The sequence below is a fragment of the Marinobacter alexandrii genome (genome assembly GCA_039984955.1).
GTDB lineage: Bacteria > Bacteroidota > Bacteroidia > Cytophagales > Cyclobacteriaceae > Ekhidna.
Genome location: JBDWTN010000005.1, coordinates 368,262 through 383,897, shown reverse-complemented (window position 1 = coordinate 383,897; position 15,636 = coordinate 368,262). Strand labels below are relative to the sequence as shown.

Annotated in this window: 10 protein-coding genes; 5 read left to right on the top strand and 5 right to left on the bottom strand. The window is 37.8% G+C overall.

What is annotated here, in order from left to right:
- Positions 1-79 precede the first annotated feature (79 nt).
- Complete coding sequence (locus ABJQ32_02380) at positions 80-1,219, bottom strand: cystathionine gamma-synthase (GenBank protein MEP5288465.1); 1,140 nt, start codon at positions 1,217-1,219, stop codon at positions 80-82.
- 216 nt (positions 1,220-1,435) lie between these two features.
- Between ABJQ32_02380 and ABJQ32_02375 the strand changes: the two genes are divergently transcribed.
- From ABJQ32_02375 to ABJQ32_02355, 5 genes are all read left to right on the top strand, one after another.
- Positions 1,436-1,906 (top strand): hypothetical protein, encoded by a 471-nt coding sequence (locus tag ABJQ32_02375; GenBank protein ID MEP5288464.1) that lies wholly within the window; start codon positions 1,436-1,438, stop codon positions 1,904-1,906.
- Between the two features lie 85 nt (positions 1,907-1,991).
- Positions 1,992-3,185 (top strand): TIGR03032 family protein, encoded by a 1,194-nt coding sequence (locus tag ABJQ32_02370; protein MEP5288463.1) that lies wholly within the window; start codon positions 1,992-1,994, stop codon positions 3,183-3,185.
- Positions 3,185-5,608: a tetratricopeptide repeat protein gene (locus tag ABJQ32_02365; protein ID MEP5288462.1), complete on the top strand. Its 2,424-nt coding sequence runs from the start codon at positions 3,185-3,187 to the stop codon at positions 5,606-5,608. Before ABJQ32_02370 ends, ABJQ32_02365 begins: the two co-directional genes overlap by 1 nt.
- Positions 5,605-7,755 carry a tetratricopeptide repeat protein gene (locus ABJQ32_02360; protein ID MEP5288461.1) on the top strand — a complete coding sequence of 717 codons (2,151 nt, stop codon included), beginning with the start codon at positions 5,605-5,607 and terminating at the stop codon, positions 7,753-7,755. Before ABJQ32_02365 ends, ABJQ32_02360 begins: the two co-directional genes overlap by 4 nt.
- A gap of 30 nt (positions 7,756-7,785) precedes the next feature.
- Positions 7,786-11,547 (top strand): FG-GAP-like repeat-containing protein, encoded by a 3,762-nt coding sequence (locus tag ABJQ32_02355; GenBank protein MEP5288460.1) that lies wholly within the window; start codon positions 7,786-7,788, stop codon positions 11,545-11,547.
- A 383-nt stretch (positions 11,548-11,930) separates the two neighbouring features.
- On the opposite strand, the gene ABJQ32_02350 is transcribed toward ABJQ32_02355, so the two are convergent.
- The 4 genes from ABJQ32_02350 to ABJQ32_02335 form a co-directional block, all read right to left on the bottom strand.
- Positions 11,931-12,416: a hypothetical protein gene (locus ABJQ32_02350; protein MEP5288459.1), complete on the bottom strand. Its 486-nt coding sequence runs from the start codon at positions 12,414-12,416 to the stop codon at positions 11,931-11,933.
- Positions 12,413-13,588, bottom strand: coding sequence for a cytochrome P450 (locus tag ABJQ32_02345; protein MEP5288458.1), 1,176 nt, complete (start codon positions 13,586-13,588; stop codon positions 12,413-12,415). Before ABJQ32_02345 ends, ABJQ32_02350 begins: the two co-directional genes overlap by 4 nt.
- Positions 13,575-13,826 carry an acyl carrier protein gene (locus tag ABJQ32_02340; GenBank protein ID MEP5288457.1) on the bottom strand — a complete coding sequence of 84 codons (252 nt, stop codon included), beginning with the start codon at positions 13,824-13,826 and terminating at the stop codon, positions 13,575-13,577. The genes ABJQ32_02345 and ABJQ32_02340 overlap by 14 nt, the downstream gene beginning before the upstream one ends.
- A 135-nt stretch (positions 13,827-13,961) precedes the next feature.
- On the bottom strand, positions 13,962-15,557 hold the full coding sequence (locus tag ABJQ32_02335; GenBank protein ID MEP5288456.1) for a mechanosensitive ion channel family protein: 1,596 nt from the start codon (positions 15,555-15,557) through the stop codon (positions 13,962-13,964).
- Positions 15,558-15,636: the final 79 nt, after the last annotated feature.

Here is a 15,636-nt window from a genome sequence, read left to right as displayed (position 1 = left end):
ATCATCATTTCACCACCAATTCGAAATGATACCTTTTCGACTTAGCATAAATAACTCCGCATTTGCGGAGTTATTTTTTTTACTTAATGGCTTGTTTCAAATCAGCTAAGAGGTCTTCAATATCTTCCACACCCACACTTAACCGGATCAGAGAATCTGTAAGTCCTCCTACAATTCGCTTTTCTTTAGGAATACTGGCATGAGTCATTCCTGCTGGATGTCCCACAAGAGACTCCACACCTCCAAGAGATTCAGCCAGGCTAAATAACTTGAAACTGCTCAATGTTTCTTCAGCCTTTTCGATAGTATCTTCATTTTGTATAAAAGAAATCATTCCCCCAAAACCTCGCATCTGCCTTTTAGCAATATCATGGTTGGGATGATCTTCAAATCCAGGCCAAAATACCTTATCTACTTTTGGATGGTCTTTTAAATACTTAGCTACGGCCTCACCATTTTCACAATGTCTTTGCATTCTTAAATGCAAGGTCTTAACACCTCTAAGAACTAAGAAACAATCTTGAGGTCCAGGGATGGCCCCACTTGAATTCTGAATGAATCCAAACTGATCATCTATCTCAGAGTCATTGGTTCCAAGAAATCCCATGATAACATCCGAATGTCCGGCAATATATTTTGTAACCGAGTGCATGACAATATCAGCACCCTGATCCAGAGGGTTCTGAAGGTACGGCGAAGCGAATGTGTTGTCTACAGCAACTTTAGTCCCTTTCTTATGCCCAATTGCACTCACAGCTTCAATGTCAATAATGTTTAACAGTGGATTGGTAGGTGTTTCAATCCAAAGTAATTTAGTTTTATCACTGATTGCCTCTTCAACATTCTTCGGGTCTGTCATATCAACAAATGTGAATTTGATTCCGAATTGCTCAAATAGCTGCGTGAAGAGACGAAAACTACCACCATACAGGTCGCCTGTACTGATTACTTCATCACCAGGACGAAGTGTTTTAATAACAGTTTCTGTTGCACTCATTCCAGAAGCAAAGCACCTACCAAATTTTGCATTTTCTAGCGCAGCTAAATTCTTTTCAAGAGCATCTCTGGTGGGATTATGTGTACGAGCATATGAATACCCTTTATGTAATCCTGGACCATCTTGAACATACGTTGAAGTTTGGAAAATAGGAGTCATGATTGCCCCTGTGCTAGGATCGGGTTCTATACCAGCATGTAATGCTTTTGTTCCGAATTTCATTGAGCTATTTTTTATAGTTATTCTAGAAAAGGCGAATTTATAAATTAAGTTCCTGCTCCTGAAATGTCATTTCAAAAAGACCTTTGTTGTGATAAATCTTGATTTTATCGATACATTCTATTGGTTGCTCTTTATTATTTGACTTTGATTTCGAAATATTATCATTTTTGAACTGTCAGCCGCTATTGATTTTATACCCTAAACGGAAAAATAGCAATGAAAACAGTCACCAACTTTCTTTTTTTGCTACTAACAATTACTGCTTCCGGGCAATTCTACACCGGATACTATGTTAGTGCACCTCAAGTCCATTCATTTGATCACTTTAAGATAAAACACAAGCATGATCATACACAGTTAGATGGCGATTTGATCATCCATGCTTATTTAGATCGCAGTGAATTGTGGGAGCAAAAAGCTCACTTTGTAGAAGATGATGAAAAGCGCGAACAACTAATTGAAGATTACAGCCATGGAGAGGATATTATATCTACACACATTCTCAAGTTTATGTGGGATGGTAATGAATGGGAATACATCCTTTTGGGCTACATTGGTGACGATGAACACCGACATTTTATTGTAATAGAGGAGATATTTAATGACGACTCTGAAACCCGACTTTTAGAGTTTAATCGCTTCGATTGGTTGAAAGGACATCATATTACTCCATCTGCAACAAATTGATCTGCAAAAAGAACCCATTCTGGAGTTGTAAAGACTTCCTATAAAATCCACAAAGGATTATCTTCACCGTTAAATACTGCTTTTAATGCAAGAAGATAATTCGCAAGAAACTAAGGATCAGCAAGATACTGATCAAGAAAACCCTTTTGTTTATCAACATACAAAATCCTTTGCTCAAATAATGCACGCTCTCAAGAGCAGTCTTGTTTTGAGTACATACCAGACAGGGAAGGTTGTGATGTTTAGCCCAAAGAATGAATCGCAAATGATTCAGCTTCCGAGGAATTTCAAAAAACCTATGGGAGTAGCCTCTCATGATAGACATCTTGCCATTGCATGTTTGAATGAGATTGTATTGACACACCGCTCGTCTAATGCAGCAAAAGCATACCCTAATAAACCAGATGTGTATGATGCAATATATCTGCCTCGATCGTCTCACTACACAGGATCTGTGGATACACACGATATATCATATGGAAAAGGGGGCTTATGGGCTGTAATCACTCAATTTTCTTGTATTGCACAGCTAGATCCTCGATTTAGTTTTTTACCTAAATGGAAACCTCATTTTATCACAGATCTGGCACCTGGAGATAGGTGCCATTTGAATGGAATGACCATGAAAGACGGCATTCCTAAATATGTCACTGCTTTAGGCAAGTCGGATAAACCTGGCGGTTGGAGAGATAACAAGCTGAAGGGTGGGATATTGATGGATGTAGAAACGAATGAAATCTTGCTAGAAGGATTGGCTATGCCGCATAGTCCCCGATTGGTAGGAGATGATATTTATTATCTGCAATCCGCTGATGGAGAGCTTTGGAAGTATCATGTTCCATCTAAATCAAATGAGAAAATATGTGATGTTCCTGGATTCGCTAGAGGGATGTCATTCTATCAGAACTTTCTGTTCATTGGTTTATCTAAGATCAGAGAGAATAGCAAAGATTTTGGGAAGATGCCGATTGCATCAAAGAACCCCATCGCAGGTGTAGCTATTGTTAACCTCCGGACAAAGCAAGTAGAAGGCCTTTTGGAGTATAAGAATGCAGTGAAGGAGCTCTATGATGTACATATTTTACCAGGAGTCATACGCCCGAATATTTTGAATACTCTTGGAGATATGCATACCAGGTCGATTATTACACCTAAGAGAATCTTTTGGCAAGAGCCGCCAAAAGAGAAAGAGCCTTCAGAGGAGCCAGAGTCTAGTAAAACGGATACAACTATTGATAGCGGGACGAGTGTAGATAATGATAATTATGCAAAAACGTAATGTCTCGAACGAGTATTCAGACATACTATAAAACAGCTCTTGACCTTCATCAGTCTGGTAAGCTAAGAGAAGCTCGAAAACTGTATCAGGAGATATTGAAGGCTAGTCCTGAACATCTCGAAAGCATCTTCATGATGGGCCAATCATATTATCAGGAAAAGAAATATGATGATGCGCTCCTTTTTTTTAACAAAGGGTTAGCAAAAAAAATCGAAAATGTTGATTTTCTCCTTCAAAAAGGTAAAACACTAATTAAACTTAATCGGTTTGATGAAGCAAAATTGCTTTTTGATCAACTCGTCAAATCAAATGAGAGCAATCCGCTGATTTTGTTTCATGCTGCTCGAAATTTGAAAGAAACTGGTCAATTGACTACTGCTATTGAACTCTACGAAAAAGTACTTCAGTTAGATTCTTCTCATATTCAGGCACTTAATAATCTTGGTAACTTATATCAAGATGTATATGCCTATGATAAATCCATGCGCTGCTATGATAAACTTATTGAGCTGAACGATCAGGTTGTTATGGCGTATTGCAATAAAGCTGGGCTATTGCAGAAAATGGGAAAGCTTGAAGCAGCAGAAAGATTTTATCACCAGGCACTCAAGTTAGAACCTGATAACTCGCTTGCTTCTTATAATTTGGGAGTTATCCATAATAGATGGCATAACTATGATCAAGCACTCCAATGGATTCAAAAGGCTATCGAATTTGCACCAAGGAATCACAAATATTTAAGTACATATGCTACCACCCTTTGTAGTCTTGGACAGAAAGAGCAAGGGATAGAAGTGTTGGAGAAACTAGTAGCGGATGGCACAAGAAGTGAAGAGCCTTATTTGAAGCTAGCTCGTATTTTCATTTCAGACCATGAAAACGACAGAGCAGTTCAACTGCTAGAACCTTATGTAAAAGAGAACCCCTATTGCTATGAAGGCATGTATTTGCTAGGTGTATTATACGAGCTAAAGCAAGAACTAGAAAAAGCAGAAAAATATCTTACTAAAGTCGATAGGCATCCGGAGTTTGCGCTCAGAGCCAATATGACTTTACAACTACTGTATTCTAAACTAGGAAGAATGGATAAGTATGAGGAGATGATGATCAAGGTATCAAGCCTGCTTCATCAATTCATACAGAGTGATCGGCAGGAAGATGAGTTTCCAGTTTACAATTTAGCATACTACCCATTTGATCCAGAGTTAGTTACTGCTGTAACGAAAAAATTTTCACAAACGTTGATCCGAGCCGTTTCGCCACTTCGAGAACGTCTTAATTTTAAGTATCCTTCAAGTGCGGAAAAAATAAAGATTGGCTATTTATCTCCATACTTCAAAAAGCATCCTGCCGGTGTTTTGATACAAGGTGTTTTAAAACATCACGACCGAGATAGATTTGAGGTTTACGGTTATGCAATTAATGGTGGCACTGATGAAATCAATAAAAATATACGTTCATTGGTAGATCATTACGTAGAATTGGGCGATTTACAGTCAAGTGAAGCTGCAAAAAGAATCAATAATGATGGCATTCATATTCTTGTAAGCTTAGCTGGATATAACTACGGAATGAAATCTGAGATTCCGGCATTGAGGCCGGCACCTATTCAGGTAGTTTGTATGGATTGGCACGAGACTATGCAAGTCGATTTTTACGATTATGTGTTCAAGGATTATGAAGTTATAACAGATCAAAATCAAAATTTTTTCAATGAATCCATTGCTTTCCTTCCTGCTTCACATTTTTTCAATAGCGAATTAGCTCCTTCAGATAAGAAGGTCTTAAAAACTGATTATCATCTCCCAGAGGACAAGTTTGTATTCGCTTGCTTAAATCATCCACGAAAAATTAATCCATCAATTGCCAAAACATGGATGAAGATCCTGAAAAAGGTTCCTAATTCCATTTTATGGTTATTCGATGGAAGCATTGAACAGTTTCAAGTGAATATTTCTGAGTTAGCTAAATCAGAAGGAGTAGAGCTGGATAGAATCATTTTCTGTAGTCGAGAGGACCACAAAGATCATTTAAGAAGGATGCAGTTCATAGATTTGTTTTTAGACACATCCATTTACAATGGACATACTACTTGTTTGGAAGCACTTTGGATGGAAATCCCGATGTTGACGATCAGGGGTGATACTGTTAGTGCTCGATTATGTAGTTCATTTCTAAAAGCATTAGACTTATCTGACTTAATATGCAATTCAGAAGATGAATATCTTAATAAAACTATAGAGCTAGCAAGAAGCAAGACAAAAATTGGAGAGCTAAAGAAGTATCTGAAGTCCCAGAAGCAAACGAATGATTTTTTTAAACCTTCTGCTCTTACTCAAAGTATGGAAAAAGCCTACAGAAAGATGTGGGATACCTATGAAAAAGGTGATGAACCCTCAGACTTCAATAGTTCTGTCGCATGAATGATGAAGATTACATTCAGGCCATAAGGGATGCTAGCTTAAAGCTATCGAATGGGTTAGCTGAAAAAGCAATGAATCTTTGCAATGATTTAATAGAATTACAGCCTATGCGGAAAGGAGCATATCTTCTTCTTGCTCAGATATTCCTGAAGGTAAATAATGAAAATTCAGCCGTCGACATTCTGAGACAAGGAGTAAAAAGGAGTGGAGACCCATTACTGAAAATCAATTTAGCGATTCTACTAGCTAAGAATAAGCGTTCGGAAGAAGCTCATAAGCTATTTAGTGAGATATCTAGAAGCCAAGAGGTAATAGACAATGTTAAGTTCTGGTTTCATCATGCAAAGAACTCAATGACATTAAGCCGTTTCACGGAAGCTATTGAATGTTATTTAAGGTGCTTGAATAAAGAGCCTAATCACAAAGCGGCATTGAACAACTTGGCTGCCATTTATCAGAAGAATAATAGACTTAATGATGCCGAGATCTATTACAAAAAGCTTCTAAAGTATCACCCAATGGAGGGACTTGGATACTGCGGACTTGCTAGTTTGTATCAACAGGCGCAAAGAATTGATCTGGCCATTGAATTCTATCAAAAAGCTCTTAAAACATCTCCTTCACTTTCTATTGCATATTTCAACCTTGGACAACTCTATGCCTTTGGTAAGCAGAATCATAAAAAAGCCTTAGAAATATATGGAAAAGGAATACTTCTTGGGGATGATCAGTATCGAAAGGGCATCAGGTTCTATGAAATCATTTCAAGGCAGCATGTTGTAGACTGGACACATTATCAAGAAGATAAGAAAGACTTGGAGGATATATTAAGTTGGTATCTTGAATCAGAATCAAGCCCGTTCCAAATTGTTCCGTATACATTAAGCTATTCCAATATAGACCCACCAATCTTTCGTAAGATAGCAGAAAAGCATGCCTCTACTTTGGCGTTAGATGTTTGGCGCCAACATCCCAATGTTAAGTTCGACCATTCTTTATCAGAGAAGAAGATTAGAATTGGTTATCTATCTCCAAACTTTAGAGAGCACCCAGCAGGGATTCTTATGAGAAATGTTTTTGATTTCCATGACAGTAAACTTTTCGAAGTACATGCTTTTTCACTTGTTCATACTGATGATTTTATAAATCGAGAAATTCGTGATTCCGTAGATTATTATTATGATGTCTCAGAGCTTTCAAGCTTAGAGATAGCAAGCCTTATTAATCGAAAAGGAATTGACATACTCGTTTCGCTTGCGGCATACAATATTTCAATGAAGTTTGATGTTTTGGCTTTTAAGCCCGCTCCAATTCAGATGGTCTTCAGTGATTATCATGAAACAACAGGAGCTTCGTTTGTAGACTACATCTTTACGGATGAGTATATGATCGACCAACATTTGAGAGCCAATTTTTCTGAAAAAGTGATTACACTTCCTTGTTCGTTATTGATAAATAGTGACCTTCCAATAGATACCTCCATTCAATCGTCCAAATCAGATCATGGCCTGCCAGAAAACGCCTTTGTCTTTGCTAATTTTAATCACCCCAAAAAGCTAGATCCAGAAACATTTAGTGCCTGGATGCAAATATTAAACGGCTTTCAAGAATCCATTTTATGGTTGTACAGCGCGGGAGAAATAGAGATCAAGGAAAGGATATTGAGAGAAGCAAGCAATTTTGGAATTAGTGAAGATCGCATTGTCTTTGCTAAACCTCTTAAATTTCAAAAACACTTGGAAAGGTATAGGCATGCTGATCTTTTCTTAGATAATTTTATTTACGGCGCTCATTTTACTGGTATTGAGGCACTTAGAATGGGCGTGCCAATGATAACATTAAGAGGAGACAATCATAATAGACGTCTTAGCTCTAGTTTGTTAAAATTTTCAGGGCTTGAAAATTTGATAGCTCTTACAAAGAATGATTATATTGCAATGTCACTTAAACTAGCAACCAAAACCGCCAACTTACTAATAATTAAAGAGAAACTGAACAACGAAGAAGACAAGGTGATTTTTGATACTGAAATACAAGTAAAATATTTGGAAAAATCTTATCAAAAAGCACTGATTAAATTTAAGAAAGGATCACAGCCTAATGATTTTAGTGTTGGATCCGCTTTGAACTTGAGTTCATTTAATTAAGTAAAGAAAACTATTAAATCGTTCCACCACATGAACAATTTTTACCAATACTCTCTTAATTCAGCAAAAGGAAAATACTACAAATTCAAGGAAAGACTTGAAAAAAAGATTTCTTCAGGCCAGTTTGATTCACTTTCAAGAAAGAAGAAGAATCAATTAGTCTCTCGTGTTGATAAATACAAATCCAAACTTGAAAAGCTTGGGTTTTCAATGAAAGGGGCAACTGTTGCAACTTCGGTAGCGGCGATGGCAGCAGTTCCAGCTATCGGAAATGCTCAAACTCCTAACGTCTACTTAACTCTTGAAAATAGTTTCTCGGGTGGTGATGATGTGGAAAATTTAGCTTTAGCAAATTTTGATTTAGATGCCGATCTTGAGTTATTGTATTCTGTACCAGGTCAATCAGCAAAAATTGGAAATAGAATTGAGGATGGAGACGAAATAAGCTGGGATAGTAGAGATGTTGGAGCACTGGCAAATATGCAGGATGATTTCGTCATAGGAGATATTGATGGGGATCAAGATCTTGATGTAGTCTTCAGTAATGGAAGAATCATTTATCTAGCGTTGAACGATGGAGAAGGAAACTTTCAATTAAGTGATTCGGAGTACTATTACGCAAGTTCGACTTTTGTAGGATCGATTGGAGGTGAGTTAGGAATAAACGATGTTGATTTAGTCGATTTTGACTCTGATGGTGATGTAGATGTAATTGTAGCTGCCGAGACTAATAACTTAATAGCTTTCACAAATGATAATGGCAGCTTCTCAAAGGAAACTTTAGCAGTGCCAGGAAGTAGCGTTACTGATTTTGAGTTTGTTGATTTAGATAACGATGGAGACTTAGATCTGGTAAACAATCATTTTGGTTACATTGATGAAGCAGTTGGGACTGTAGGTCGAGTTTATGCCTCAGAGAACACAGCAGGTACAAATGCCGAACCAGCTTTCGAAGGATTTGAAGATATAGTGTTTCAAGCCCCTGGTAGATTGGAAAACTTAACAATACTAGATGCAGATGGAGATACTGACATAGATGTATTCGCCAGCAGACAAGGGTATGGTTACCTCTATGGAGGTTTGAATCAGCACATAGATGGAAATACAGGTATTTTTAATGAAACTACTTTTTCTGGCATCCCGCAACCTTCAACCTCTTCCATCCAATCTGTAGTTGCAGCGGACTTTGACCTGGATGGTGATGATGACCTGATATTAAGTCTTGAGGCAACAGGCTCATACCTGGCAAGTCTTGAGTTAAATAACTTTACCGGCTTGAGCTTATCGGGTGGACAAGTTGGTAATACAACTATTCAGCCGACCGATATTGCCGTGGGAGATATAGACGGTGATGGAGCTTTAGATTTCGCTGGAACTGAAAATACTGCTACGATTCAGCTAGTCTATGATCGCGCAGCACCTTACGTAGATGGTTTTGCTGGAGACTTAATCATTGATGAAAACACCCCTTCCGGGAGCTTGGTCGGATACCTTTCTTTGGACGATCGTCAAGGAGATGATGTTACAGTTACCATTGAGGGAGATGATGCTGCTCTATTCTCTTTCAATACAGAAACCAATGCATTGACTACTGCCGCTGCTCTCGATTGGGAGGAGTTAGGATCCTCATTGGATGTAGAACTTGTTTTGAGTGATGCTACTAAATCTAAAAGAGAAGTAGCGAACCTTAAGCTACGAAACCTTGCTGAGGCAGGTCATGGAACTTTTGACACGGAAGCACAAGCTGTTTTTGGAACGACTACTCCTGTTTCTATTGTCCCTGGGGATTTTGATTTAGATGGAGACGATGATCTTTTTAGGTCTATCAATGCAGAAGGTGGAGGAGGCCCCCGTGAGATATTGTCATCAAGTTTTGATAATGCTTTCTATGATCAAAACAATGGGTTTTTCTCTTCGAAGCAAGTTTTTCAATACAATCCTTTAAATAATGCCATCTTTTTTGATGTAGATAATGATGGAGACAATGAATTAGTAGGAGGTGAGGACAATGGATCACTAAGAGTATTCTTTTTTGAGAATGGATTTGACTATGATGATAGAGGTAGCGGTGGTGTTGTCGGAGAGGTAAAGGAATTTGTTATAGGTGATTTTGACGGTGATGGATCGGATGATATTGCGACACTAGCTTATTATGAGGAGAGTGATTATCTAACTATTCTAGAACGTGTGAGTGGGGGAGATTATGATTTAGAACAATCATTTTCTCAAGAATTGACAGGTGACATGTCGCCAGCAGCAGCAGCTCTTCCTGGGTATGATTTTGATATAGAGGTAGGTGACTTTGACGGAGACGGATTTGATGATATATTGATGGCAAAGTCTAGCTATAATGACGTGGTTTATTTAGGAGGCGAACTTGGACTTACTTCTATTCCTACAACTGTCGTTACCGGTGATGATTTTGGATTAAGCAAAGTGGCTTCCAGTGATTTTGATAATGATGGAGATACCGACTTTGCTCTATTAAGAGATACCGATGGTAATGGATTAGAAATTGATCTAATGATTAATGATGGTGCCGCTTCTTTTTCCGTGAGTGAGACGCTAAGTGTAGGGGGAGAAGATAGGGGACAAATAGTTGCCGGGGATTTTGACGGTGATGGAATAGCGGATTTGGCAGTTACTTATGTTTCTGGATATAGTGTGGGTGAAGGATATTCTTATGGTTTAAAAACATTTAGCAATGATGGTAACGGATCTTTCACGGAATCACAATCCATAGACAATACGAATGGATTAGAGCTTAGGCTGATGGATGCCGATAGCGATGATGATCTGGATATTCTAGTGAGCAATACTGAGGCGGTTGAAGTAGCCGTCTGTTGTGCAATTGGAATAGACGAAACGTTAAATGAGGATGCTGAAAATATTCAGGTATTCTTTAATTCCAATGCTGACCCAACCGGAATTGATCTCTCCATTGGCTCTTTGGATGAAGGGATACCTCTAGGTAATTCAGTTGGCACATTTGGAGTAGAAGACCCCAACGCAAATGATACGCATGTCATCTTTTTGGCAGATGGAGATGGAAGTAATGATGAAGATAACGATAAGTTTGTCATCGATGGAAATCAATTGATCGTTATAAAAGATATTGATTTCGATGAAGCAGCTAACTTGAATATTCATGTCAAAGCTATCGATGACTTTGGTAAATCGGTAACCGAGGCATTTACACTTAGAGTCAATGAAATTCCTGGACTAGGAGAAATCAGCCTTTCTATTACATCAGTCAATGAGAGTTCTCCTATTGGAGGTTCCATTGGAGTTTTTGAAGTAACCGATCCAAACATAAATAATTCATATGTACTTTCTTTAACCGAAGGTGATGGCACAAATGATGCTGACAATGACAAGTTTGCAGTAGTCGGGGATCAATTACTCGTAGTAAAAGACATTGATTTGAATGATGGCGAGGAATTAAGCATTTATGTGAAAGCCATTAATAATTTCGGAAAAACGACTACAGGGGCATTTGTACTCACCGTCAATGAAGTGTTAGGACTGGAAGATCTGGATGATCAACTTGTTCTCTATCCAAACCCCGGAGCAGACGTCATGGAGATATCCTTCAACGAACGAGTAGAAGGAAGTGTGGAGATCAAAGTTTCTGATCTGAATGGTAAAATTGTTCATCAGGAAATGCAGAGAGCTGTGGGAGAATCATTCAAAGCCACGGTAGACATGCAAGACCATAAGTCAGGAATCTACCTGATAGAGTTGAGGTTTGGAGATCAAGTGTTTAAACAGCGCTGGGTAAAGAATGATTAATTAGATAAATTCTAAAGACTAAAAGGGATCAGTTCATAAATTGATCCCTTTTTTTATAAATGTTGAAGTGGTCATTGATAAAATGAAGGTAACCCAACGCTGGATCAAAAATGACTAGTCTTATCATTTGAAGAAACGAAAAAGGCCTGCTGAGTGTAGGTCTTTTTTGTTCAAAGTCAAGTTGGTGTTTAGCATACAATGTTGTTTAGTTAAGCACCTAATTATCTCTCCCTCATGGAGGGAGTTAGAGGGAGGACATAAGAAAAATGCTTAACTAAATGACATTGGTTTAGCATATATTAATTCTATAAAGAAATTTATGAGTTCTTCCGAACGATATAAATCCATCATTCCTGCTACTTCCGGTTTCTTACTTATGTAGCTTAAAATCTGGCTCCTTTAAAATAATATGCATAAATAGGGTTTTCTTTCTTTGAGAATCCTATCAATGTCATTCCTGAAGGAGATTTTGTCATTCTCGCTTCCTTCAAATTAGGATTTTCCACTTCTGCGATCATACCGATCGGCCTTTCTCTTTCATCCAATAACTTTGTATGCCTCTCCAATAGTTGGATGGTCATAGTGGTCATTTTTATAAAAAGTCCCGGTATGCGATATCCCGGATCCAGCATGCCTCTGAAGACAAAAAGCATACTTTTTAAAAGGGGGTACTTTGTTGAATATGCAGTGGTAACACCTACAATTTCACCATCTAAATTCCGGACAACTAATACTACTTGATGTGCACGCTGATTAATATCTACATGAGGAGGTATTGCATTGTGAGCTGTCCAGAAAGCTACAATTTCTTCAATAAGTTCGTCTGTCTTCTTCTGCCAAACATCATGTATGGTGATGGATTCGTTCACGTAAATGCCAAATCAAATGATTGATAGCTCTTAATCGTAAATTGATCCCTAAGAACGGGCTCATTTACAATTTTTATTCTATCTAAAATAGGGAGTAACTTTTCAATAAGTATTTCTACTTCAATCTCGGCCAATTGATTTCCCAAACAGAAATGCATTCCGTATCCAAATGATAAGTGTTCACGTTTGGTTCTATTCCAAACAAACTCTTCAGGTTTCTCAAAGTGAGCAGGATCCACGTTTGCAGCTCCCAAGCATACAGTAAGTGATGAATTTTTTGGAATGAATTGTCCATCTAGTTCAACCGATTCAGTATTGACTCTTCCCGTTATTTGCACAGGGGAATGCAGTCTTAGCATTTCGTTTATAAAAGGCTTAGCTCCGTATTTTTTAATATTAGCTACATCATCCTTGTTGCTAATTAAATTATGAAGACATAGTGCTAATAAAGAAGAAGTCGTTTCATATCCCGCGATGAAAACAAAAAGAAGCAAATTGATCATTTCTTTTTCACGATAATCAGCAATTATTTTTTCTGTAAGTCGTGTTGGAGCATAATCATCTGAAAGAATGCTTTGCCTAAAAAACGTTTGTAATCTACTGGTAGAATCACTTATTGACTTAATGTCTCGATAAGTTAGGTACGGACTCAGTATTTGTACAAGATTAATTCCATCCATCGCATAATCTTCTACTTCTTTCACTGGTAGTCCAATAAGTCTACTTATTACCTGCAGTGGAATCTTACGGCAGATTTGACTAATCGCATCAAAGTTGGTGGGCAATTCGTCAATTACTTGATTTACTACCTGTTCGGATGTTTCCTTTAATTCATGAATGCTTGGCCATGATTTTGCGAAGGTTGACCTGATCTGCTGCTGTTCAGGTGGGTTTATTTGAACTAGCATTCCCGCGACAGCTTCTTTTACATGATCAAATGAATCATTCTTTCGTGCTAATTCAGTAGCCATTTTTTCGGTCCAAGTATATCTTAGTCCGGTTTCAAAAGAAGGGTCTTGTAGGATACGCTTACAGTTTTGATAATCCATCACCACATAGTCTCCTGTGTTAGCCTTAAAAATGTTGCCTGTTTTGCGAATCTCCCGATAAGCGTCGTAAGGGTATCTGATGAAATCAGGATGTGTTGGCTTCCAAAAATCAGCTGGCCTCATTTAGTTGAGTATATAAATATTCTGAAAAAGACTTAATTGTAGGATTATCATAAACACTCATCGGATCAATGTAGACACTTAGTTTTTCTTCCATTTTAGCAAGCAAAAAAATACTGTTTACCGAATCTAGGCCTAAATCATGAAAACTCTTAGTGTCATCGAGTTCATCAGTATTGAAGGACAGTTCTGACGCAATGACCTGTTTAATTTCTTTTTGGATTTCTATGAGTGATCTCATTAGACAAATGTATTCTAAATATACATTAGTGTTTGTTAGAGATATCTAAAATAGATTGAAGGTTTTTAAAAAATAATCCCTTTTGGGAGTTATGCCTTGAGGAGGATATTCCTTTACTACAGTTTAAGCACTTCATTACCCTTTCTTAAAAATTGTTTGAAGTTTAGACTCTGCCTCATCTCCTGCCATGTAGGTCGGAGACAAAGATGGTTGTCCAGGCATATTTTCGATATGCAGTGTTTGCGTAGGGAATGCGAAGTTTATTCCCAACTCTTGCCCCAATTTCATGATGCTCATTAAAACTTCATGCCGGCATTTTAGCTCCTCTCCCCAGGTAGGAACACTGAAGAAGATGTAAAACATGATGTTCAATGAACTTGAGGACATTTCATTAAAGTACACATGATAGTTCTCTTTCCAGGTATGAGGGTGATCGTCTACTATTTGTCTTAGCCCCTTTACAAATACCTCAATCATTTCTGGGGGAGTATCGTAAGTGATAGAAATATGTGTGAAGAACCTTCTATAATTTCGAAGACCATGATTGTCAATGGTGTTATCAGCTAATTTGCTATTGGGAACATAGATTAATGAATTGCGAAACGTACGTATCCTGGAAGATCGGAAACCAACTTCTTCCACAGTACCATCTACATTATCAGAAGTGATCCAGTCACCTACTTGGAAGGGTTTGTCAATAAAGATCATCACGGACCCAAAAAAGTTCTTAATGGTATCCTGTGCTGCAAGTGCAAAAGCAAGACCTCCAATAGAAAGACCGGTCAATAGTGGTAAAATAGGAATATCAAGATTGTCAAGAATAAGCAGTGTGCCTATAATCAAGACAAACGTCTTCAATGTCTTCCTGAGTAATGGAACCAACTGATCGTCAAGTGTGCTTTCCGTACGTTGAGCCATTCGTAAAAGAAATATGCTTACGATGGTGACCATTCTATACATGATGACTGTACCGAAAAGTGGCAGCATAACTCTAAGTATGATATTTACATACTTAGAATACGTAACAGGAAGTTGTAAAGCGGGAGTGAAGAGCAGCAGTAAGAGCACGATGATAAAAACACTAGCAGGTCTGGCAAGCTGCCAGAGATACTTTTCTGATGCCTCTCCGGTGTATCCTGTGCGTTTTACGATTCTACTAAGAATACGTTCTGTGAAAAATGAGAAAATCTTATAGACTAACGTGCTTATTAGAGCTAGAATGAAGATGGCGATGTATTGATAGGTGTATAGCCCAAAGGTTTTCTTAGTTCCTAACTTTGGAAGAAGGTTGAGTAACCTTCCCGTTCCGAACCTGAATGTTTCCTGATAAAGTTCATTAACCTGATCTATGCTGGCGTCTGAAAAATACCAGTTTCCGTCTTCTGCTTTAAGAAGAAATATTTTAGGGTAACTGTCAAGTAAAACATATTTGCTCCTTTTAGATGTAGAGTCTATATAGTTAGGAGATTTAGGAACCTCATCCATGTAGATAAAGAGACCTCTACCATCCAATACTCTTTTTAGCTTAGTAACAGATTTTTTTGCAACCTGTATTCCACGTTCAGAAGGATTGAATGTGAGGGCTGCTAATGAATCATTAAAATTTTCTGATTGTAGATTGGATAAAAATGTATTGACGGAACCATATGGACTCGATAAGTTCACATACTTATCCTGAGCTATAGTAAAGAATGAAGAAACAAAAACTGCTAAAAGGAGTACGAATCTCATGTCATCTTTTATTTCGTGCAAAAGTAAACTTGATCTAGGATTACATTTGCTATCAAATTGAATTATTCCTAAAAACAAG